The following is a 22,571-nucleotide window of genomic DNA, read 5'->3' on the forward strand; positions in this document are numbered from 1 at the left end:
GCTACTCCTGGACGGATTGAGATTACTCAATGACAACCTGTCCTTATCAAGATAGGGTAACGCGAACGGTGAATTGTCCAGAGTTGTCACTGTAGTATCCTGGGACATCATTCGTAGCAAGATATAGTCGCCCAGACGTAGCAGCTTGGATTTGATTGTTTGCCCCAATTAAGAAAGGAACACCATTGATACCAATCTTGCCGATCAAGGCTCCAATCGAACCTGGAACAGTAGCGTTAGGATCAATTTTCTTGCCTACTCCAAAAGAGCCATTAACATACCTTTCGCCGTCAGCATAAACGGAAGGCGTAGCGTTCAATGTTCCCTCATAACCATAGGTGACAGAGCCACTGGCTGAAACTTTCATTTGCTCACCAACATTGATATTAATTCCAGAGTCAAAAAAGGAATTATTTGCTGGAACAGTGACCGTTACAGGACTGTTAATCTGACCAAGACCACTAACGAGTAAAGAGTAGGGTTGGGTGAAGGAGTTGCCAGAGTGACCAACATGAATTGTGTAGTTTCCTGGCAATGGGTTATCGACTAAAACTTGCTCAATGTTATCAACCGAGTTTTTGATGATCCGAACCGCAGGAGCAGAAGGGTTGGATGGATTGAGCGTCCAAGGGCGGAGAATGCTGCCATTGGGTGCAGTAACCCAAATGTCGAGATCATTGACCAGAGTACGAGTTGTTTCGTCCAAGCCATAGCCATGAGCATTGCCTGGAGGATCAGTCCAAACAATAGTTGCCTTCAATGGTTCGCTGCCATTAGAGGTTACTTGATAAGTCTGCATAGCACCTCCATAGGTTGCCTCAAATAGCTTTGCCTTGCTTGCTTGCTTGGCATTGTTGAGGAAGACAGCAGCAGCGGCTCCATCAACAACACCCCAACCGTAGGTAGGATCGGGACCCACATTCCCAGCATCAAGTGTTGTGTGGATAATCGTAGCTTTCAAGGTCGCACTGCTGGGATTCTTGCCATACAAGTTCTTGTAGTGCTGAGTCAGCAATGCCGCCGTGCCTGTCACATTTGGCGCTGCCATTGAAGTGCCACTGTAACTTGCATAAGAATTATTAGTTGTCGCCAGTGTTGAGTAAACGCCTACACCATCAGCAACAACATCTACTTTTAGTCGTCCATCATCGGTCAAACCCCAGTTGGAGAAAACTGACATTTTCACATCACTCTTGCTGTATGGATCAGCGGTGATTGGGCTAATAGCACCCACAACCAGAGTATTTTTGGCAGTTTGTCCTCCGCCTTGCAATGTATCGTAGCCTGTCGATCCACCATCTTGACTGGGAGAAAAGGTTGAACCGCTGTTTGGAACTTTGTAGTAGCCTGAACCTTGCCAGCTAGAAATACCAGGATTTTGCGAGAAATAGGTGATGTAAGTGTTGTCTTGACGAGTATTTGTGAAGCGACCACCCCGATCATTTCCAGCAGCCCAGATACTTAACAGGTTTGGATTCATTGAGAGAACCTGATCAAGGTCACGAGAGAAAGTGTTGTACTTACCAAAACTCTCTGCCTCCGTAAAGCGACCGCGATCTCCAAACCAAGAATCAACATTGCCCAACACACCAATGCCCGACCAATCGGCACGGGTATCCCATCCGGCAAAATAACCATAGGAGTGGTTGGAAAGAGTAACACCTAACTGAGATGCAGTGCCTAATTCACTCAAGTCAGAGTTCCAATCGTAGCTGCGAATGTTCGCTTGATTTGCCATACCACGAGCGTTTGGATCAATACCTGCTGCTCCAATCGTTCCAGCGACGTGGGTTGCATGGTTATCAAAACCAGAAGATGCGTCGCTGAGTGTGACGCGAGAGCCAAACTCACGATGGGTGTTACGCACTGCTCCCGCATCCCAAACTCCTACAGTGACCCCAGAACCATTGAGATTCAGTCCGAGACCACCCCCGCTCCACAATCTATCAGCGTTGGTTGTATCAGCCGCTTTCAAATTATTGGGTGCAACAATTCTCCATTCGCTGGGTGGAATGCCAGCGCCAAGATACCAAATGTCATCTGTAATCTTGATTGGCTCTTTAAGAAAGCCCATTTCGGGAGTGACGCGAAATACAAAATCTTTGTCGGCATCTTCTGCCTCAAAGCCGGGATAGCCAATGATCTTTTGACCTATTTCTGAGCCACGCCAGTCTTTGGCAGGATCAATCAGATCATCCAAATTCGCCGCCACGCCGATCGCGCCTCTGACTTGAAAGATCATGTCGTTGTAATCGCGATCGCTATACCCGTCTAAGCTCAAATCTTCCAGCACAAAGGTGGAGCCGTTACCCGTCACATCGGCAATTTGCCCAAACTGAAACCCTTGGTTTGGGTTAGCGGTTGCCAAGGAAAATAGAGGACGCTGATTGCCCCACAGATCTGTACTGCCAAGGATTTGCCGGAAACTGCCATTGGGCAATAGCGCCACGCCGAAGGTGTCCCCCGGATTCATGGCGACCGTTTTTACGTCCAAATAATCCCCAGCGTTGAAGTTGCCCTCCCAGCCAGACTCATCGGTAAACCGGGCAGCATCGGTGTGGTCATCAATCACCAAATGCCCTTGAGTGGTGCCGCTGAGAATGCGGCGCACCACCTCTTGAATGAAGGCATTGGAACCAGGGTCGAATTGTTCCAGTCCAGACAGGCTAAAGATGCCCAGTTCGCCCTCGTAGCTGCCACCATCAAATAGATAGTCAACGCCGACCTGTCCGCTAGTGCCAACGGTGAAGTAGCCGGAGTTGAAGGCAGAAAATGGAGCAGGGCTGAGCGGATTGATATCGAGTGCCGAGGCTGAACCTTGCGATGTGAAAGTAGGAATTTCTAGAGGATTTTGAGAGGTGTTCTTTCCGAAAAGCTCATTGCTAGATGGCAGTCCAATGTCTAAGGGAGAACGAGATTGAGCCAATAGATCCGAAGCGGTGGTAGCGCTGCCCGTCATGGAAGGTATCCTTTATGAATTGATCAAACGTGAATGAACCCGATTGAACGATGTTGATCGCAGGGGTTATCTTTCTCTCGGTGCGATCGCACTGATAATTACGCAAATTGCCAGGGAACTTGTCGTCAATTCTGATACACGACCTCAAAAACTTAGGTATGGTAAAGTTGGGTTTTTCCTTTTATTGATGAAAACTTTATACCCACATGGAAATCCATAAAGTTAGGGTATTTACTGGGGTAATTTATGGATATTAGGGAAGCCTCAGCCTAAATAAATCGAAACCTGTAGTAGTGATGAGGCGAGTTTGAAACGCGATCGCGCTTCGATCAAAAGTTGATCGCCCCTCCCCAAAAGCGATCGTCCCTCTTCTCAAAAAGCTGATCGCCCCTTCATCTCACAAATCGTCCCTCGTTTCTATTAGCCCAGAAGTATTTGCAATAATGTGCGTAGAGTTTGCTCATCAACTGTATTTAGTTTTCCCAATCTGCGGATAATCAAGTTGTTGTTCGATCGTGGCTAAGATGGGCTTGATGATCGAGGATTTAAGTAACCCGGCAGCTTGCCACTCAACGATCAGTGCTTCCCCAAATCTCAACGACGAACTGATTTGACTGGTTATAGCAATCACAATCAAGTCAATGCGCTCTTGTTGGTAAGTCGAGGAACTGATGACGATTGTGGGACGTTTTTTGGTTGTGGATTGATCGGTGAAGGGGAAGGGGAAGGGCACCAAAACAACCTGACCAAACTCAAAGTTGGTCGTATTCGGCATCATCAGGATTGTCCCAAATATTTTGCAGGATCGGCTCAGAGAATTTTGTGACTGCTAGATGCAATGAGCGATCGCCACTGCCAGAATGCAAGGAGTCGATAAATTCTTCAACGGTCGAAAGTTGTTCGGGTGGAAGCTGGCGGATTTTTTCTAGCAGCCGCAGCGCAACAGGTTCTATAACTAACTTAGAAAGTTTTCATAATTCATATTGCTATTATGCCATGATCGCCCCTCTCCCCAAAAACTGCTGGTGTAGCCTGTGCAAAGCACAATCGCCCCATCCAAAAAGAAAATAGCCCTCAATGCTAGGTTTGCAAAGAAGAGCGATACGTAATTTGTACAGGCTATGCCAATGGGGTTGAGGTTAGTGGGAGGGCGATCGCTTTCCTTGGCTGCAACATATAACTAATTAAGCTTTGGCTTGCAGTCAACAAACGAAAGTGCTTCGTCATCTAGGTAGCCAGCGATCGCCATTTCAATGATTGCCCACACGGGGTAGTTCATTGCTTCGGCTCGTGATTCTAAGGCTGTCCGAATAGAGGTGGGTAATCCTTCGAGGAACTGTTGAGCGAGTTCTGGAGAGAGATGCTCAGTCGTTAATTGAGTTTGCATGGGTTTAGTCCCTCGCTGAAATTCTGACGTTGTAGGGTGGATCGATTGCGCGGATGATTAAACTTTCTAGTTCTGAGGATAGTCGTATCCACTGGTCAAATTCTAAGGTATGGAAGGTGATTCTGACATCTGTAGCTTGGAGTTCTTCGATGAATGCCCAGAGGAGTGCCTTGTGTCCGCCTCGAAAGCGATCGCGGAGAGTTCTGGTTTTGCCGATGTAAAGGATGCTGAGGGTACGGTGTTTGACGGCATAAATCCCTGCACTCATGGGAAGTTCACGAAATTCTTTGGATAGTGCAATGCAGTCTTGAAACTCAGTAGTAGCGAGAATATCTAGGATGGCTTGGGCTTCTTGCTGAATGGAGTTGGACATGCGGATGAGAAGCGATACGGGCTTTGCACAGATTACACCAATGCTTTCCGTTTCTAAAGGAAAAGCGATCGCCCCTTCACCGCCACGATGCCTCTCCCAAAAAGAAAATCGCCCTCAATGCTAGGTTTGCAAAGAAGCGCGATCGCGGCTACCCATGATATTCGACTGCTGACGGCAGATAAGGAATTAGCAGAGAGAGCAATTTCGCTGGGAGTGGGCGTTCAACTGTTGCAAATGCCCCTCTAATCAGAGTCAAGATATAAGGGTGAAATCAAGTAGCGCACAGTAATCTATATCTGGAAATTCATTCAACATTTTTTTACGGAGACTAAGTGGCATACCTTCAAAGCTATTAGTCACAATTGTATAAGCGGCACAAAAACCCGGCATACCTAGCAATTCTCCAGTAAGACCTTGAAAATATTCTGGTGATAGGCTTGTCAACTCCGAAACATCCGATAACCAATCTTCAAATCTTTGTTTGTGAAGATGCACTTTTAGATCTAGATGCAACCGAATTTCTCGCTCAAGAAGACCGATCAGTAAACGTAGCATTACTGAATCCGTGCAAGCGGGATACCAATCTGGAATAGAAATTTTCTGTTCCTTAAGTAGATTGAGAAAGAGCCGTTCTACACACATAGCTTGTGCTTCAAGAAATAAAAACTCTTCCGGCGCTAAAACATTTGACCATTTTTTACCATACGCTTGCATCTGCCAAATGTGGACAGAATCATGAATAATATGCCAAACGAAGAACTGTGTTGGTCTAAAAATACCGGGATCTATAAGAGTAGGAAAATCAATCAAACGCCAGCACCGCCAGACTTCTGAACTCCAATCAACAACTCTCAATCCAGGAGAACAATAGGATGATTGACGAGCAGGTAGATAATCCAACAAAAATCTTTCACAAATTGGACTGAACCATTCTTCATAGCTCTTAGCATAAAGCTCCGAGATTTGCGAACTCCAATTATCTGGGATAGTATCTCCACTGATTGCTTTTTTAAGAAATACTTCTATCTGAGACTTAGAGCAACCTAAGAACTTGCAAATCTCTTGTACTCTAGAGGCTATAATTTTTTCTGAAGAGTAGTTTTTCTCAACATATTCTAGAGAAATACAGCTTGGTACAATTCTTTTTGATTGAATATCATCTGATAACTTTAAGCAGCAACTAGCTAAATGATTTTGCCCTCCATAAGTTGCCAATAAATTAGCAGCCCTTTTCAGTTTTCCAGATGCGGCTTCTCCTCCAAAGTCTCCGCAGATATCATTAAAAACATCAATAAATCCAGAAATATCCTCAAATTTTTTGGTCAATAAAGCTACTACTACTTCATCATATAAAGCTTTTGAAGTCCATGCTCCTTCGCCAACTTTTGAATATTTTTCTAGATAGTAACTTCTTCTATTTTCTTCATTTCTCAGCATTAGTTAACCATTCTTGAAATGTTTATTAGTTAAGCCGAACTCGAAGCAGTAGTCTTTCAGAATCCCAAAAACAAGATCTACCGTGTAGAATTCTATGATTGTCTACAATGAGTAGACTGTTTTTTAATAGCTGAAACCCTAAACGGTGAGAACTATTTTGAATGAATCTATTGAATAATTCCAGGTTTTTGTGAAATTCATGACTATTGTTAGTTTTTATCAAAGAAATTCCTGTTTTTAGGATGTCATATCTATATCTAATGAAAGGATTATCTGATATCAATCTGGACATGATATATGATTCTTGACAGTCTTTTTTGAAAACACTCGGAACAGCAATAGGAAATTGATTTTCACTAATGAACTTGAGAACTCCTTTTCCTTCCTTAGATGATTTCATGTCTTGTAAAACCTGTTTAAAGTCAACTAGATGTGTTTCGCCACCACCACATTTAGCTTGTTTAACAGCCAGTAAAACCATGTATTTTTCGGGTTTATCTCTGTACTGAGAATCAGTGTGTAAAGGAGCAGTCATGGAATGCTCAGAAAAAGTTTTTATCAAAGAGGAATTAGGCTTTAATCCTATTTCCCAAACGAAATCTTTCATTCCTAAATTATGTGCAACTGGAGAGCCAATATAAGAAGAAAAATCTAGTAGTTGCTTAGGTTTTTCTACATCAAGAAATGCGATTTGAAAGTCTTCTATTAGCAGAAAGCCGTAAGTATTCACGTAGTTTCTAATCCAAAATCCTGCTTCTTGCTTTGAACTGAACTTCTCGATTAAATGCTGATAGTTCAAGGAATGCTGCTTAGGAAACATATAAACTTTTACTTTTCACCTTCGAGTCACCTTGTCTGCTGCAAAATAGTGAATTTATCTAGGACGTACAATTATCTTGATATACATGGGATAAATTGCAGGTGCGGTAAAGCTGAGTCAAATTTTTCTTGAAGTACGTAAAAGTCTTCCTCGCTAAGGGATAAATAAGGGTAAGGACATTAGGGTGATCGAATACAGATGAACGTAGAGGAAGCATTAGACCAAGTAGATTGCCTACTTCATGCACAAGAAGGAGAACTGCTAAATCCAAAGCGCTTAATCTTTCGAGGGGCATGGCAGGATTTGACTTATCAAGACATGATTTTGCAGTGGCGGCGGGAGTACGACCTGAGCTACATCAAGGCGCAGGGAGCAGACCTATGCAGACAATTGACCGCATTACTAGGGGTCAAGGTTCGCAAGCCGACGTTTCAGGAAGACGTGATGGAGGGGTTGGAGCGGCGATCGCGCCCAATTCTTGAACCTCAACCCAACTTCACCTCACTTAACCCAACGTTTGACTCTCGTGACTCAGTGCCCAATATCGACGGTATGGAAGTGCGATGGGTAGGGCGAGAAGCGTTAGTCGAGGGGCTAGTGCAGCGTCTATTGGGGAACTGTCGTTTGTTGATGTTGGTGGGGCTAACGGGCATCGGCAAGACGGCGTTGGCGGCGCGATTGCTGACCGATCGCGAGTTGCATCCCGCTTTTCCAGTTCAGAAAGTTCTTTCCCTCGATCGCACATTACCCAACTTTGAGAATCTCGCCAGTGAGATTTTGGGCGCAACCGCGATCGCAGATCCCGATCTTCAGAAAAATCCAGATAGGTTGATTGCCGCGATGGTTGCCCATTTGAAAACGCAGCCTTGCTTGCTAGTGTTGGATATGATGGAAGAGATTTTGACCCGCGATCGCCAAGGCAACACCAGTTTCACCGATCCGGCATTCGATCGCTTTTTGGAGCAGGTGATCCGAGCGGACACCATGCCCAGCCGCATCATTTTGACCTCACAGGAGCGTCCACCGTCGCTGTATCAGGGTAGATACGAAGGGCGATCGCATCTAGAAGCGTTGTTAGGCTTGCAAGATACTGAGGCATTGCAACTGTTCGCAGAATGGGGCGTAGCGGTGATTGCAGGAAGCCAAGAGGAAGCGCTGCTGCAACGGCTGATTCGAGTCTATGAAGGGCATCCCTTAGCGCTACGGGTGATTGCCGGAGAGATGCAGGCGACACCCTATGATGGCTGTGTGCAAACCTACTGGGCGGAGTTTGGGGCGGTGTTTCTGGCGGTGGAGCAGCAACAACAGGCAGAGGAGATAGAAGGCAAATCGGATCAGTCGCTGCTTGCCTCTCACCGTCCCCAGCTACAAGATATTGTTTATGCCCGCATCGACCAAGCATTCCACCGCCTCAGTCAAGTGGAGCCAGACTCGTATCGATTGCTTGTCATGGCGGCAGTCTATCGACGAGCGGTGGAACCTGCTGCCTGGTATCGCCTATTGGATGATTTGCCCCCGCCCGTTGCGGTGCGATCGCTCTGTGCCTTGGAACGCCGCTATCTGATTGAACGAGAACACCATCAACAGCACATTCTTTACCGTCAACATAGCTTGATTCGCTCTGTGGCACTCCAGCATCTCGACCAGATGGAGGAGGAGTCGCAATGACCCATGAACCGATCGCACTTGCCGAATTAACCGCTCAAGGGTTGCCAGACCTGCGGTTTGATGCCAGCGGAGAACTGGTGCGCCAGATCGCTGCTGCTGCGACCTTCAGCCCCAATCGCAAACTCTCGCTACGACAGCTTGCCAACATCAAAGCCACGCTTTACTGGTTACAAGATTACCAACCGCTAAAGCAAGCGACTCATTTGGATCAGGTGCGCGGCTGGCTAGAAGCCTTTCACCATTTGAGCCAGCTTGCAGCATGGCAAGCAGCCGAAGACTTATTATCTATGCCCGTACCTGCCAGTCAGCCGCCGAAACCTGACCAGTCTGGGCGATCGCTGCCGTTGCATGAACAGCTAGAAGTGTGGGGTTACTATCAAGAACTCACCGATCTCTATGCCAAGCTACTCGGCAAGCGAGATGATGCCTCGGATCAGGTGTGCTGCGATCGCTTGGGAACGATGCACAGGTTCAGAGGGCGGCTACCTGAAGCAACGGACTACCACCAACGGTCGCTACAACTGGCAGAGCAATTGGATGATTCAATTGCCAAAGCACGAGCATTGCTGGGGTTGGCTGATGTGAATTTCCGCCTGGATCAGTTTGAGAATGGCATTATCCAAGCGCAAACCGCCTTAACGCTAGCACGACAGCAGCACGATCGACGGTTACTCGCAGATTGCCTTGGCTGCCTATCCAATGGGCATTCTGATGACTATTTCGCCTGTTATAAACCCAAGTTAGCGTTGAGCTATGCCCAGGAAGGCTTGCAATTGGCACAACAACTGGATGATGCGGCGTTGCAATGTCGATTGTTGAATCATATGGGTGGCGTTTACTTCAGCCTGGGAAAAGCCAGTGAAGCGATCGCTCATCATCAACAAGGGCTAGCACTGGCAGAAGCAACTGACAATCTGCGTTACCAGTGGGCAAATCTACACAATTTAGGGCTGGTGCATTTCCAATTGCTTCAGGATCAAAAGCAAGGCGAAGCCCTGTTTTTAGCCTCTATCCAAATTGCTCGCCAAATGCAGAACTTATCCTGCGAAACCCAGACCCATCTCAACCAAGCATTTTTCAATCAGCAGCAAGGAAAATCTCTCACTGTACAGTCAAATTTGCAGCAGATCCTAGAACTGGCACAGCGGTCAGGAGATGCCTATCAGGAATGGCAAAGTCAGCGTAATCTTGGCGTGATTTTACTGCGGCAGAAACAATTTGAACAGGCAAGACTACACTGGGACAGAGCCGAAGAGCTTGCCCGATCGCACCATTTCCGATTCGCCTCACTCAGGGCAGCCGACACCTGCAATACATCCTACCTCCTGAGTAGTTTAGGCGATTGGCGGAAGGGGCTGCGCTATGGCAAACAGGGTTTAGCGATCGCCCGTCGGTGCAACAACAAACAAGAGCAAAGTTGGGCGATTATGGTGATTGCCTATGCCTATTGGCAGGGAAATCAACGGCTGTGGGCACTGTTGATCTTTCTGCGCCATCTCCCCCAAGCGGCACAGTTAGCCCTGCGAGATGAATCGCTCCGCTATACCTTGCTGACCGGGTTGCAGGTGATCACCAGTCCACTCCTAACCGCGATCCAGAGGCTAGGGCGTTTCCTCCAACTTCAGCCACGGAATCAGGAACCCCGTTAGCCCAGTGCAACACACTCCCAGCAGCACCAGGCTTTCATAGGAAACCTGCTGATCATACAGCCACGCCCCGATCGCCCCTCCCAGCAGCATCGCCAGATTGCTCACCGATAAAATCAGCGCAAAGGACGTTGCCGCCGCCGTTACTGAGCAAACCTGCGCCGCAATTTCTAGCACTCCCAGCGTTGCCAGCATTCCCGTAAACCCGATCAGCACAAATGCCAGTACTGCGCTTTCGGGCGATCGCGCCAGCAGCAGCCCCAAAACCGACATCGCATTCATGCCCACGGCTCCTACTAGCAAACTTTTTCGGGGCAACCGTTTCGCCACAAACCCAAAGGCGATCGCGCCCACTCCTCCCGACAATGCGCTCACCGCTCCCAAGGTGCCCAACGCTTGTTCACTCAGCTTTAGCGTATCCCGTGCATAGTAGAGAAACGGCGGAGCAGGACTAAACCCCAACAGCACCAAGAAGCCCAGAATGGCGAGGATCTGCCGATTTTTGAACTCAGCCTTCACCGTTTTCAAGGTTTGCCGCAGCGATGGCGCGATCGCTGGCTCCGCCGAGTTGGGCAGCGCCCACCAGATGACACCACCCCCGATCAGCAACACCCCCACCGTCACTCCCCCCACCCATGCCAGCGATCGCCCTTGCGCGAACCAGCCCCCCGCCCAACTTGCCAAAGCCGCTCCAAAACTAACCGCCGTCCATTGTGCCGCCTGAAGGATTGCCGTTTGCTGAGTCCGCCGACCCTCAATCACCATCAACCGATCCGTCACCACATCTGAAAAAGCAATGCCACAGGACACCAAAACAGCCGAGATCGTCAACATCGCCACGCCGGGAGTGGGCACGATCACTAAACTCAATAGGGCGATCGCCGCGAACCCATAGCACAAAGCAAAGTAAGCTCGAAACTGAGAACCGAATACCGTAAAACTATCGCAAATCACACCCCAAACCGGTTTGATTGTCCAAGGCAGCATCGCCACGATTCCAATCAGCGTGGTGTCTGTGGCAGATAGGTTTAGAGTTTCTTTGAGGTAAAGCGCGATCGGCAGCGACGGCAAGCCGGGATTGCTGACCAACGCCTGGATTAAATAGGCAACGACCATCACCGTCAGCAAACGGGGCACTGGGCTGATTCCTTCAATCTTTTGTTTCAACACAGAGTAGTCCATCAAGAGTTTCGTCGATCGCTGTCTACCTATCAATAGTGTGATTTGAGGTTGAGTGGCTCTACTATGCCAGAATATTGGTAAAGGCGTTCAGGAATCACTATGAAACGAGAGATAGTTCTGGCGATTTTGGAGCAGCATTGTCTTTCCTTAAAAGAGTTAGGCGTAAAGTCTCTGATGCTTTTTGGATCAGTTGCACGCGATCAGGCGACACTTAACAGTGATGTGGATATTTTGGCTGAATTTGAACCCCCTATTACCTTTGATCGCTACATGGATGTGAAGTTGTATATAGAGGATCAACTCGGCACAAAGGTGGATTTGGTCAGTTTAAAATCCTTGAAGCCTCAAATTCTTGCCCTAGTTGAACAAGAGGCAATTCGTGTCGCGTAGTTTTCAGCTTTATTTAAGTGATATTTTGCTTGCTTGTGCAAAGGTACTACGCTACACAAACGGCATGAGTTTTGAACAGTTTGTAGCTGACGATCGCACCTTTGATGCAGTTGTTAGAAATCTACAAATCATTGGGGAAGCGGTAAAAACATTCCTCAAGAGGTTCGCGATCGCGCTCCTGAAATTGAATGGCGGAAAGATAGCAGGACTACGAGATATTTTGGCTCATACCTATTTTCAGGTTGAAAATGAAATCATTTGGGATGTTATTCAAACCAAGTTGCAATCCCTACAGAAAAAGATCCAAGACTTGTTGGAAGCCGAGGCGGGCGATCGCAACCCTAATTGAGTTTTAGCAAGCGCATCATCAGAAAGGCGATCGGAAATAGTGTAGTGCTGGCAACCCAAACCGGAGCCATGTCAGCCTTTTTTCTTCTGTCTCAGCCGAACATCCCGATGCCCCTGCAACCAGTAGTCCAATCATGGTCGATGGTTCTGGCACCGCACTAGAAGAGAATTACCTGAGCAACCGCGCAGATATTTCTGGCAATCGCTATTCTAGAAGGATGAATCATCGAAGACATTTCTTACGGCGGCGATGGCAAGAGTTTCGCCGATCGCTGTCTACCTATCAATATTGTGTGAAGGCAATCGAACTGGTTTGGCAGTGCGATCGCACCCTAACCATTGCGTTTGCCATTCTCACCTTGATTAGCGGTTTGCTTCCAGCCGCGATCGCCTATGTGGGCAAGCTGATTGTGGATAGTGTGGTGTTGGCAGCCCAAACCGGAGCCACGAGCGATCGCTGGCTGGTCATGCAGTACCTCGCGCTAGAAGCCGTCATCACTGCGCTGTTTACTGCCTCACGCCAAGGGTTGATGCTGTGCCAATCAATATTGCGGATGCTGTTGGGGCAAGAGGTCAACGTGATGATTATGGAAAAGGCGCTGACGCTCAACATGGCGCACTTTGAAAACCCAGACATCTACGACAAAATGGTGCGCGCTCGGCGAGAAGCCTCTAGTCGTCCTTTAAGTTTAGTTGGTCGCAGTTTTGGCTTAGTGCAGGATGGCTTATCGCTGATTACCTTTGGCGGGTTGCTGCTGGGGTTTTCGGGGGGTGTCGTGATCTTGCTGCTGGTGGCAGCATTTCCGGCGTTTGTTGCCGAAACCCGTTTTGCCGACCAAGCCTTTCGGTTGTTCCAGTGGCGCGCCCCTGAAACCCGTGAGCAAAACTATGTGGAATGGCTGATCTCCAACGAAAGCAGCGCCATGGAAGTGAAGCTCTATCAGTTGGGCGACACGCTGCTCGATCGCTATAAAGCCACGTTTCAACGCTTATTTCAGGAAGATAAAACGCTGACGATTCGCCGCAGTCTATGGCGCTATTTATTGGGCTTATTGAGTACGCTGGCATTTTATCTGGCGTATGTGTGGATTGCGCTAGAGGCGATCGCGGGGCGCATTTCTCTAGGCGAACTCACCATGTACTTAATCGTGTTTCGCCAAGGACAAACGACGTTCTCTAACCTGCTAACCAACATCAGCGGCATGTATGAGGACAGCCTGTATCTGTCCAACCTGTACGAGTTTTTAGAGGAGCCAATTTTTGACTCGGCAGGGAGTGCTACACGCGGAACATTGCCAAGTGATGGTTTGCGATTTGAAAATGTCAGCTTTGCCTATCCCGGCAACCCCAAACAGGCGCTACAGGATGTGTCATTTCACCTGAAACCCGGAAAAAAACTGGCGATCGTGGGGGAAAATGGCTCTGGTAAAACCACGTTAATCAAACTGCTGACTCGTCTCTATAGCCCCGATTCTGGCAGGATTTTGCTGGATGGACGGGACTTAGAAGAGTGGGATTTGTTGACCTTGCAGCGACGGATTGGCGTGATTTTTCAAAACTTCGTGCGCTACCAATTTACCGTTGGCGAAAATATTGGGGCAGGTGATGTCACCGCATTGCAAGATGAAGATCGCTGGCAGATTGCCGCTGAGAAGGGCATGGCTCATCCCGCGATCGCTGAACTGACTGATGGGTATTGGACTCGTCTCGGTCGCTGGTTCAAAGGCGGACGAGAACTCTCCGGTGGACAATGGCAAAAAATCGCTCTTTCTCGTGCTTTCATGCGGATTGGAGCCGACATTCTCGTGCTAGATGAACCCACCTCGGCAATGGATGCGGAAGCCGAAGCCCAAATTTTCGATCGCTTTCGGGCATTGACTCAAAATCAAATGGCAATTCTGATTTCTCACCGCTTTTCCACTGTTCGCATGGCAGATCATATTCTAGTGCTGGAAAAAGGGACAGTGCTAGAAACCGGAACTCACGAAGAGTTGCTAAAAGCCAAGGGACGCTACGCTCATTTATTTTCCTTGCAGGCAGAGGGCTATCAATAAACGCACAAAAGTAGTGATTCGCTTGTTTCGTCTGTAATCAAGTCACAAAGCAGGCTATACTGAGGAGGTGAATTTTACGGGATGTAGCGCAGCTTGGTAGCGCGCCTGCTTTGGGAGCAGGATGCCGCAGGTTCGAATCCTGTCATCCCGATTGTTGCAAAAGCCAGTCTGAATTAACTCAGTCATCAATGATAGGCGATTTATTCTTGCAATGAGGGCAATCCATCTTGCAAAGGCATCAGATGGGCAGTAACTCGCGCCTTTTGAAGATTGCGAATGAGTCGCTGAGCTTGATGTTTGTAAAGTGGAGTGGGTACTAATGCAGGCAGGCTGATCATGATTTGTCGAGCAGTACTGATGCTACATCCCGAAATGCGCGTAATTTCATTGGCACCCTCAAAAATGGCATCTTGATTGAGAGCTTGGGTCACTTGAACTTGCCATCCGGGTGGTTTCAATTCAGCATGCTCAATCCGCTGGAGGCTTTGAGTACTGGCAAGTAAAATTAGGCGATCGCCCGCTTCCAAACGCACATCATCGGAGGGTAACAGGTTGGGAGATGACTGCGATCGTTGATGTAAAACAGGCACCACATCAAACCCATACGCAACTTCAGCCAGCAACAATCCATTCAGCGTATCCTCTGGTTCAATAGTATATTCCGTCACCAAAATGGTTTGATGATTAAGATGAAACAAGCTAAGAATATTCTCGCCATATGCCGCAGCCGCAAACACTTCGGCTGAAAGTACAGGAGCGCATAGAACCTGAGCATAAGGAAATAGTTGCGCCACATTATTGCTGAAAAGCTGATCCTGAGTCCGAATGACTAGTTCGTTATGAGGATTTGCGGCATGAACCATTAATCCAATTTCTAAATTTTCCATATCATCACCCAACACCACCACTGTCGTTTGGGCTTGAGCCAAATTCACCTGGGTGAGTGCCTCGCTGATATTGCCAACCACCATTGGCATTTGTGGCAAAATGCTCGACTCAAGCGCCGTGCTATCGATACCCACCACTGGTTGTTTAAGATCTTGCAGAATGGCGGCTATGCGTTGCCCCACTCGACCTAGCCCAATAATCACCACATGGTTCTGCTTGGGAATGGGGGGGCGGTTTTTGAACTGAAACTTTGCGGTCAACAGTGCTTCAGTCAGCAGAGCATACAGTACGCCCACAAAGGCTGTTCCTGCCAGCGTGAGTCCGAGGCTAAAAAGCCTTAACCCCCAAGGCACTTCTTCGGCAGGCGGAGGTTCGGAAACAAATCGCACCCCTCCAAATAAATCGCCATAGCCTCCTAGAAGCAAAACGACTGGAGCGTAGAAGGCTTCAGCTAAGCTGATCTGAGGATAATGTAAGCGGTATAAAACAATTCCCAAGCACCACAAAACAGAAACAGCAAGCCCGCAAATGATGGCAACTCGCCGCGTTTGATATTGAGCAGTAGATTGCCAAAACTGAATTAACTTTTGCTTGATGTTGCCATTGAGTATGGGGAATCTGAGGTGTCTAAATACTCGACGACGCTGAGATGAAGCTGCGCTTGTTTTTTGGGACTGCCGCTGTTGAGTGGTGGGTTTGATTTGCTGCTGCGATTCTGGTGAAAGTTGGGGGCTATAGCCAACCAGTCGATCCAGCAGTTCGATATAGACCACCGTATCCCCCGCCATCAGCGTAGCGTCTGCATCCCAGCTATAAAATTGCTGAGATGATGGAGCGGCGGCGGACAGATGAAGTAGCACCCGGCGAGATGAAGTAGTCAAGTCTTTTAATTGGCGACGATCGCGCCAGCGATCGTCCTGCCGAATCTCACGGTTCACCACCCGCAGCCATTGATCTTCCAGTTTAAAAAATCCTGGTACATCTGACCCAAGGGCGGCAAATGCAAACGCAGAAGCAGACAAATCGATCGGTTCAAAGGCGACAAAGCTTCCAAGATTTTTACTCAGGAGTTGATTAAGATTTTGCTTGGACGATCGCACAACCAACCGCACATTGGGGTTGAGCAATCGTGCCGCAAATGCTGCCTCAGTATTGGTTCGCTCATTATCAGTCACAAGTAAAACACCGCGACAGTGATGAATCCCTGCGGACTCCAACACATTCGCTTTACGACAGTCGCCGATGTGAACCGTTTCCACCGACTCAGCCAAATTAGGCAACTCCCAATCAATCGTTTGATTTAACTCGATCGCAATGACCTTGGCTCCATATTGGTGCAGCACTGCCACACAGTTCTGCCCAATGCTTCCGAGTCCGCATACAATAAACATTGCCTTTTCAGGCTTTGACGGGTGTTGCAATTGGGGAGTAACAATTGGATCGCGCTCTGCATCAGCATCGTCTTCTAGCAGCGTTTTTGCAACAAATACCATGGGTAATTGGCTCGATCAGTAGCTAATGCTGATTATAGGCTTCTATTTATGTAGCAAGGTTAAAAGCACCGATAGACGTGATGCTAACAGCGATCGCTGCTGGGTGCAAACCGACTACAAAGTAGAGGATACCGAAGAGGTTTCAAGCGTTTTGGTAAAAAGTGTGTAGTCCGCTTGAGGTAATTCAATGGCGATGGGCGTTAGTTGCACCGCACAGGCTTTCAGTTCAGGCTGCTTTGAGTCGGGGCACGATCGCTCGTGGGTCATGGCATTCGCTTCTGCTTGATCTGCCCAAAGTTCACCCCAATGAATCGGCACAAACACTGTTCCAGGGGCGATCGCGGTCGTCACTTTAGCTGGAAACCGAGCCACTCCTCGCCGCGATCGCACTTCGATGATGCTGTGATCTTCCACGCCAATTTTGGCGGCATCGCGGGGATGAATTTCCAAAAATGGGTTGGGATGCATCCGTCGAATTTTTTCGATTCGCCCGGTTCTCGTTTGGGTATGCCAATGTCCATAAAGCCTGCCCGTCGTTAGCACAAATGGATACGCCGCATCGGGCGGTTCGGCTAATCCTCGCGAGTGATCTGCCGAAAATCGCGCGCGCCCATCGGCAGAGGAAAACTGATGATCGGTATACAGTCGTTTTGCAGGTTTGGCAGCCTTGGGGAGGGACTGATCAGGGATAGGAGCCAGATTTTCAGCCACTTTTATTCCACTCTCTTCTTTTGGGCAGGGCCATTGCAGCGGACCCTCTTGCCGCAAGCGATCGTGGCTCAGCCCAGACATATCACAAACCCGCCCTTGCGTCAGTTGTACATATTCAGCAAAGACCTCAGCAGAACTGATAAACGGAAACTTATCGGCAAATCCCAGACGACACCCCACTTCGGCGATAATTTCCCAATCGGGACGAGCTTCTCCGGGTGGCAAACAAAATGCCTGACAGAGCGTCACGGTTCGTTCGGAGTTTGTCATGGTTCCAGTTTTTTCGCCCCATTGAGCAGCAGGTAACAACACATGAGCAAATTTGGCGGTTTCGGTTGGGTAATAGGCATCTTGCTGAATCGTGAAGGGCGATCGCCATAATGCCGCTTTTACCCGCTCCAAATCTGGCAAACTCACGGCTGGATTAGTCGCCACAATCCACAGCAACCCAACCTCATCAGTTTCTAAGCCAGTGATAATATCCCAAGCAGTGCGCCCCCAATTAGACGAAATCTGCCCCGCTGGTACTCCCCAAAACTGCTCCACTTCAGCGCGCTGCTCTAGAAACTTAACATGGCGATAACCGGGAAGCAGGTTGCACAAGCCGCCTGCTTCCCGTCCGCCCATCGCATTCGGTTGTCCTGTAAGCGAAAACGGTCCTGCACCCACTTTGCCGATCTGCCCCGTCATCAAATGCAGGTTAATAATCGCGCGCACCTTGGCAGTCCCTTCACTGGATTGGCTTACGCCCATTGACCAGAGAGAGAGGACGCGGTTTGATTCAGCCCACCAGCGAGCGGCTGTTTCAAGGTCACTCATCGAAATGCCACATCGCTCTGCCACGACATCGGGCGAATAGTGCTGGATGACTTCTTGAAACTCTGAAAACCCTTCGGTATGGTTTGCAATAAAATCCGCATCCACACAGTCCCAACGAAGCAGCAAATGGGCAATCCCATTCAGTAGATCAATATCCGTGCCGGGATGAATCGCCAAGTGTAGATCGGCATCCTCGGCGGTTTTGGTTCGGCGTGGATCAACCACCACCATTTTGACGTGAGGGTTTTTCTTGTGATGCTTTTGCAGACGATTAAAGGAAATAGGATGGCATTCTGCGGCATTGGTTCCAATTAGAAAGACGCAATCAGTCAACTCTAGGTCTTCATAACAGCAGGGTGGTCCATCAGAACCGAGGCTTTGCACATAGCCTGCAACAGTAGAAGACATGCACAGGCGCGAATTAGAATCAAAATTATTGGTGCCTAAACAGCCTTTCAACAGTTTTTGGGCGATGTAGTAATCCTCGGTTTGCAGTTGCCCGGAGCCATACATACACACTCCATCCGATCCTTGCGTGGAGCGAACGGTTTGGATACGGGCAGTGATTAACTCTAGGGCTTGATCCCAAGAAGCCCGACGAAATTTGTCATTCAAAGAATCGCGAATCATGGGATACAGCAAGCGATCGCGGTTCAATGCTTCGGCAACTGTCGCCCCTTTGACGCAAACCATCCCTTGGCTAGAAGGATGGGCGCGATCGCCACGCACTTTCCAAGACTGACCTGATAGTTCCTGTCCACTCCCTGCCTGATCGAATTGAGGAGAAGGTAATACTTCTAAGCCACAACCTACGCCACAGTAAGGACACAGAGTCTTAGTTGAATCCACTGCTGTCATTCCATAGAATCCGTCTGAAGGTCATCGTGCAATATGGATGATCCCGCCATAACCAGCGATCGCTCAGAAACTTGTAGGTGAAAGCAGGGAATTTTGCCAAGTAAAGCTTCGCCAGCCGCCGCACAGGAGTGAATCTCGAGAAACGCATCAGGGAGCGCTTCAAATAAGAGCCGCTGATGGGGGAAAACCACTCGCTCAAATAACCAATTGGGAATGGTCAAAATCTTTGCTTTCTGAATTTGAGTAGTCGTATTGACATAGCAGCAAAGAATTCGGTTAGACAAGTGGCTTGGAAATGGGGTAAATGCCGAGGTCATCACAACACTCCTGTGTGGGTGCTTGAGCGATTAAAATATGCGCTAGCGATCGCCGTTAAACAATCAGTGCCTAGAAACTATTTATTTTTTGACATCTCGTTTTACTCATCAGTGTGTAGAGCAAAGCGTCCAAATAGGAAATCTAAGGCGCGATTGCGGAGGGTATAGTATGCCGGGTCTTCCATCATTTGGGTGCGATTGCGCGGATGGGGAAAATGGACTTCCATAATTTCGCCAATCTTGGCAGCCGGTCCATTTGTCATCATCACAATGCGATCGGCTAAGAACAACGCTTCATCAATATCATGGGTAATCATCATCACGGTTACCTGCTGCTCTGCCCAAATTTTGAGCAACTCTTCTTGTAACTCTTCACGAGTAATGGCATCTAATGCGCCAAACGGCTCATCTAGCACCAAAACTTCGGGGCAAATTGATAAGGCGCGAGCGATGGAAACGCGCTGTTTCATGCCACCCGACAGTTGACCGGTTTTTTTCTGGGCAGCTTCCTCTAGACCCACCATTGCTAAGTGCTTTTGGACAATCTCAACTTTTTCCGGCTTCGACTTTTCGGGATACACTGCATTCACGGCAATGTAAATGTTTTCAAAGGCAGTTTTCCAGGGCAACAGCGCATAGTTTTGAAACACCACCATGCGATCGGGTCCTGGTCGCACAATCCGCTCCCCTTTAAGCCGCACCTCACCGCTGGTCGGTTGGGCAAAGCCAGACACCATATTGAGCAATGTCGATTTACCGCAGCCAGAGTGCCCAATGACGCAGATAAACTCGCCTTCACTCACCGTTAAATCAACTCCGTCTAAAACGGTATGATCTCCTTGAGCAGAGGGATAGACCTTAGTAACTTGATCAATTTCCAAAAATTTGGAGGTGGGCTGAATCAAATCGGGTGATTGTGGCGTTGTGAGGGTTTGCATAGGTGCTTTCTAGAGTAATGGGCGGCGTTGGATGGTTTGCAAGCAGCAGGGGACAGGTTTAGCTCACATTCACAATTTTGGACTGTTTTAGTTGTACTGCTCTTAGCGGCTTGTGCTTTGTCTAAGCAGCTACCGTTGTGATGCTATCCAAATTAATTTCCTTAACTTGAATCGGATGAGCGATCGCAAATTGGTTGAGATAAGCCAGCGGATCATCGGGGTTAAAAATCACCTCATCAAACAGCGCAAAGGGCTGGCGATCGGGTTCAGGGATCGGAAAGTCGAGTTCTTGAGCCGCTTCTCGATACACATCAAGACGGTGGGTGCGCTCTAACACTTCTATCCAGTTTTTGGGAAAAGGCGCGATTCCCCACCGGGCAAGCTGAGTCAAAATCCAGAGACTCTCAATCTTTTTGGGATAATTACTCAGATCGACATAGAACTGATTGAATCTCAATAGAGAGCGGGGCACTTCACCTTTGCCATAGTTATAGGCATCAATAAAGCCGGGGCGAGTATATTCTGGCGTGGAGCCAACATATTCCGGCTTACACAGGAGTTCCAAAATTTCTTCACGATTGCGGCGATCGTCACAATATTCGCAGGCTTCCATCAGCGCTTTGACGAGGGCTAAATTGGTTTGAGGATGTTGATGTACCCAATCTTCTCGAACTCCTAGCACTTTTTCAGGATGTCCTGCCCAGATATCTAGATCAGTCGCCATGACGACCCCTAACCCCTCATGGACGGCGCGGGAGTTCCAGGGTTCTCCAGCACAATAGCCATCAATGTTGTTGGACTGGAGATTAGCCACCATTTGAGCGGGAGGAATCACGGCAAGATTGACATCTTGATCGGGGTCAATGCCACCGGATGCTAACCAATAGCGCAACATTAGGTTATGCATGGAGGTTGCGTGAACAATCCCCAAGGTTCGCGATTTCGACTCATCTGAAGGTTGTTTGACTAAGGCGGCAAAATCTTCGAGCGATCGCACTCCTTGATCGTAAATATCTTTATCTAATGTGATGGCGTTTCCGTTGCGGCTCAGCACTAAAGAAATCACCATCGGCAACGGATCATTGTTGTTAAACCCAACCGTCATCGCCAAGGGCATTCCCGCCACCATTTGAGCCGCATCTAAACGATTGGAAGCCACACCTTCTAGAACTGCCTTCCAGCTTGGCTCACGGGATAAGGTGACTTCTTCCAGTCCATGTTTTGCAAAAAAGCCCATTTCTTTTGCCACCATCAACGGCGCACAATCGGTCAGCGGCACAAAGCCAATATTCAGGTTGACTTTTTCCAAGCCGTGACGGGCGATCGCGACCACTTTTTTGGATTTGCGCTTTTTCTCCCGTTTTTGCTGATTGAGAAAATAAATCATCTCATTCCGCAGAGTGTAGTAGCTGGGATGATTGACCACTTCTAAGCGATGGCGCGGGTGATGCATGGGCACCTCCAAAATTTGCCCAATTTGCGCTTCCGGTCCGTTGGTCATCATCACAATGCGATCGCTCAACAGCAGCGCTTCATCGACATCGTGGGTCACCATGACGCAGGTAATTTTGCTCTCTTCGCAAATCCGCATTAACTGATCTTGTAGATTGCCACGAGTTAACGCATCCAACGCGCCAAACGGTTCATCTAACAGCAACAGCTTGGGGCGAATTGCCAAAGCACGGGCGATCGCGACCCGCTGTTTCATGCCGCCTGATAGTTCGTTCGGCTTTTTGTGTATCGCATTTCGCAACCCGACCAAATCGATATGATGATCGATAATGCTTTGCCGCTCTGCAACAGGCAAGGTGTCCATCACCTTATTCACTGCTAGTTCGATGTTTTGATACACGGTGAGCCAGGGCAGCAAAGAATAGTTTTGAAACACCACCATGCGATCGGGTCCCGGTTGGGTCACTTCTCGCCCTTCCAGCACTACTCCCCCATTAGTTGGACGATCTAGTCCTGCCATGATGTTGAGCAATGTTGATTTGCCGCAGCCAGAATGTCCAACTAAGGAAACAAACTCACCCTGCTGCATTTTTAGTTCAATGTTCTTCAAGGCAATGTATTGACCGCCATTCGATAATTCAAAAATGCGATCAACATGATCAACTTCTACAAAGAAAGACATAGATATCTCTGGGGAATGAGGAACTAGAATCACCTTGCGTAAGGGCGTAGACATTGGGCAGTCGGTCTTTGCTTGAGTCGTCAAGATGTTGCCCGAATGCTACGCCCCTACAAAATCTGGAAATCAACGAAAGAGGTATAGAGGAAAAC

The 22,571-nt window shown here is 48.3% G+C and carries 19 protein-coding genes and 1 tRNA gene; 7 read left to right on the plus strand and 13 right to left on the minus strand.

The features are described from left to right. Positions 1-46: 46 nt before the first annotated feature. The 4 genes from AB3R30_RS16370 to AB3R30_RS16385 form a co-directional block, all read right to left on the minus strand. The gene (locus AB3R30_RS16370; RefSeq protein WP_458650278.1) at positions 47-2,959 is read right to left on the minus strand and encodes a LecA/PA-IL family lectin; all 2,913 of its coding nucleotides are present in this window, start codon (positions 2,957-2,959) and stop codon (positions 47-49) included. Positions 2,960-3,422: 463 nt separating this feature from the next. Then, on the minus strand, positions 3,423-3,737 hold the full coding sequence (locus AB3R30_RS16375) for a type II toxin-antitoxin system PemK/MazF family toxin (RefSeq protein WP_458650279.1): 315 nt from the start codon (positions 3,735-3,737) through the stop codon (positions 3,423-3,425). A 402-nt stretch (positions 3,738-4,139) separates the two neighbouring features. Further along, a complete protein-coding gene (locus tag AB3R30_RS16380; RefSeq protein WP_458650280.1) occupies positions 4,140-4,346 on the minus strand; it encodes a hypothetical protein in 207 nt (68 codons plus the stop codon). A gap of 4 nt (positions 4,347-4,350) precedes the next feature. Further along, positions 4,351-4,719 carry a GIY-YIG nuclease family protein gene (locus AB3R30_RS16385; RefSeq protein ID WP_458650281.1) on the minus strand — a complete coding sequence of 123 codons (369 nt, stop codon included), beginning with the start codon at positions 4,717-4,719 and terminating at the stop codon, positions 4,351-4,353. Positions 4,720-4,806: 87 nt separating this feature from the next. Between AB3R30_RS16385 and AB3R30_RS16390 the strand changes: the two genes are divergently transcribed. Then, on the plus strand, positions 4,807-4,965 hold the full coding sequence (locus AB3R30_RS16390) for a hypothetical protein (protein WP_458650282.1): 159 nt from the start codon (positions 4,807-4,809) through the stop codon (positions 4,963-4,965). A 6-nt stretch (positions 4,966-4,971) separates the two neighbouring features. Here AB3R30_RS16390 and AB3R30_RS16395 read toward each other — a convergent pair whose 3' ends face one another. After that, positions 4,972-6,156, minus strand: coding sequence for a hypothetical protein (locus AB3R30_RS16395; protein WP_458650283.1), 1,185 nt, complete (start codon positions 6,154-6,156; stop codon positions 4,972-4,974). 25 nt (positions 6,157-6,181) lie between these two features. After that, positions 6,182-6,976, minus strand: a complete 795-nt coding sequence (locus tag AB3R30_RS16400; protein WP_458650284.1) for a TauD/TfdA family dioxygenase — start codon at positions 6,974-6,976, stop codon at positions 6,182-6,184. Positions 6,977-7,174: 198 nt separating this feature from the next. On the opposite strand from AB3R30_RS16400, the gene AB3R30_RS16405 reads away from it, so the two are divergent. Both AB3R30_RS16405 and AB3R30_RS16410 read left to right on the plus strand, forming a co-directional pair. Further along, complete coding sequence (locus AB3R30_RS16405) at positions 7,175-8,644, plus strand: ATP-binding protein (protein ID WP_458650285.1); 1,470 nt, start codon at positions 7,175-7,177, stop codon at positions 8,642-8,644. Beyond that, on the plus strand, positions 8,641-10,293 hold the full coding sequence (locus AB3R30_RS16410) for a tetratricopeptide repeat protein (protein WP_458650286.1): 1,653 nt from the start codon (positions 8,641-8,643) through the stop codon (positions 10,291-10,293). The genes AB3R30_RS16405 and AB3R30_RS16410 overlap by 4 nt, the downstream gene beginning before the upstream one ends. On the opposite strand, the gene AB3R30_RS16415 is transcribed toward AB3R30_RS16410, so the two are convergent. Further along, positions 10,246-11,472, minus strand: a complete 1,227-nt coding sequence (locus AB3R30_RS16415) for an MFS transporter (protein WP_458650287.1) — start codon at positions 11,470-11,472, stop codon at positions 10,246-10,248. The two genes, AB3R30_RS16410 and AB3R30_RS16415, sit on opposite strands and share 48 nt — an antisense overlap. Positions 11,473-11,571: 99 nt before the next feature. Between AB3R30_RS16415 and AB3R30_RS16420 the strand changes: the two genes are divergently transcribed. Continuing rightward, positions 11,572-11,862: a nucleotidyltransferase family protein gene (locus AB3R30_RS16420; protein WP_458650288.1), complete on the plus strand. Its 291-nt coding sequence runs from the start codon at positions 11,572-11,574 to the stop codon at positions 11,860-11,862. Next, complete coding sequence (locus tag AB3R30_RS16425) at positions 11,852-12,211, plus strand: HepT-like ribonuclease domain-containing protein (protein WP_458650289.1); 360 nt, start codon at positions 11,852-11,854, stop codon at positions 12,209-12,211. Before AB3R30_RS16420 ends, AB3R30_RS16425 begins: the two co-directional genes overlap by 11 nt. A gap of 18 nt (positions 12,212-12,229) precedes the next feature. Here AB3R30_RS16425 and AB3R30_RS16430 read toward each other — a convergent pair whose 3' ends face one another. Then, on the minus strand, positions 12,230-12,346 hold the full coding sequence (locus tag AB3R30_RS16430) for a hypothetical protein (RefSeq protein ID WP_458650290.1): 117 nt from the start codon (positions 12,344-12,346) through the stop codon (positions 12,230-12,232). Between AB3R30_RS16430 and AB3R30_RS16435 the strand changes: the two genes are divergently transcribed. Beyond that, on the plus strand, positions 12,345-14,264 hold the full coding sequence (locus AB3R30_RS16435; RefSeq protein WP_458650291.1) for an ABC transporter ATP-binding protein: 1,920 nt from the start codon (positions 12,345-12,347) through the stop codon (positions 14,262-14,264). The two genes, AB3R30_RS16430 and AB3R30_RS16435, sit on opposite strands and share 2 nt — an antisense overlap. Positions 14,265-14,341: 77 nt before the next feature. After that, positions 14,342-14,415 (plus strand) — tRNA-Pro (locus AB3R30_RS16440). A 49-nt stretch (positions 14,416-14,464) separates the two neighbouring features. On the opposite strand, the gene AB3R30_RS16445 is transcribed toward AB3R30_RS16440, so the two are convergent. The 5 genes from AB3R30_RS16445 to AB3R30_RS16465 form a co-directional block, all read right to left on the minus strand. Further along, positions 14,465-16,645, minus strand: a complete 2,181-nt coding sequence (locus AB3R30_RS16445) for an NAD-binding protein (RefSeq protein ID WP_458650292.1) — start codon at positions 16,643-16,645, stop codon at positions 14,465-14,467. A gap of 114 nt (positions 16,646-16,759) precedes the next feature. Next, the gene (locus tag AB3R30_RS16450; protein WP_458650293.1) at positions 16,760-19,033 is read right to left on the minus strand and encodes a molybdopterin oxidoreductase family protein; all 2,274 of its coding nucleotides are present in this window, start codon (positions 19,031-19,033) and stop codon (positions 16,760-16,762) included. Beyond that, entirely contained in the window at positions 19,030-19,350 is a 321-nt protein-coding gene (locus AB3R30_RS16455; RefSeq protein WP_458650294.1) for a DUF1830 domain-containing protein, read from the minus strand. Before AB3R30_RS16455 ends, AB3R30_RS16450 begins: the two co-directional genes overlap by 4 nt. Before the next feature lie 101 nt (positions 19,351-19,451). Next, a complete protein-coding gene (locus AB3R30_RS16460; protein ID WP_458650295.1) occupies positions 19,452-20,288 on the minus strand; it encodes a nitrate ABC transporter ATP-binding protein in 837 nt (278 codons plus the stop codon). A 121-nt stretch (positions 20,289-20,409) separates the two neighbouring features. Further along, positions 20,410-22,422 (minus strand): ABC transporter ATP-binding/substrate-binding protein, encoded by a 2,013-nt coding sequence (locus AB3R30_RS16465; RefSeq protein WP_458650296.1) that lies wholly within the window; start codon positions 22,420-22,422, stop codon positions 20,410-20,412. Between the last annotated feature and the right edge of the window lie 149 nt (positions 22,423-22,571).

The organism is Sivoneniella epilithica UHCC 1019 (assembly GCF_040830845.1).
Lineage (GTDB): Bacteria > Cyanobacteriota > Cyanobacteriia > Leptolyngbyales > Leptolyngbyaceae > ULC077BIN1.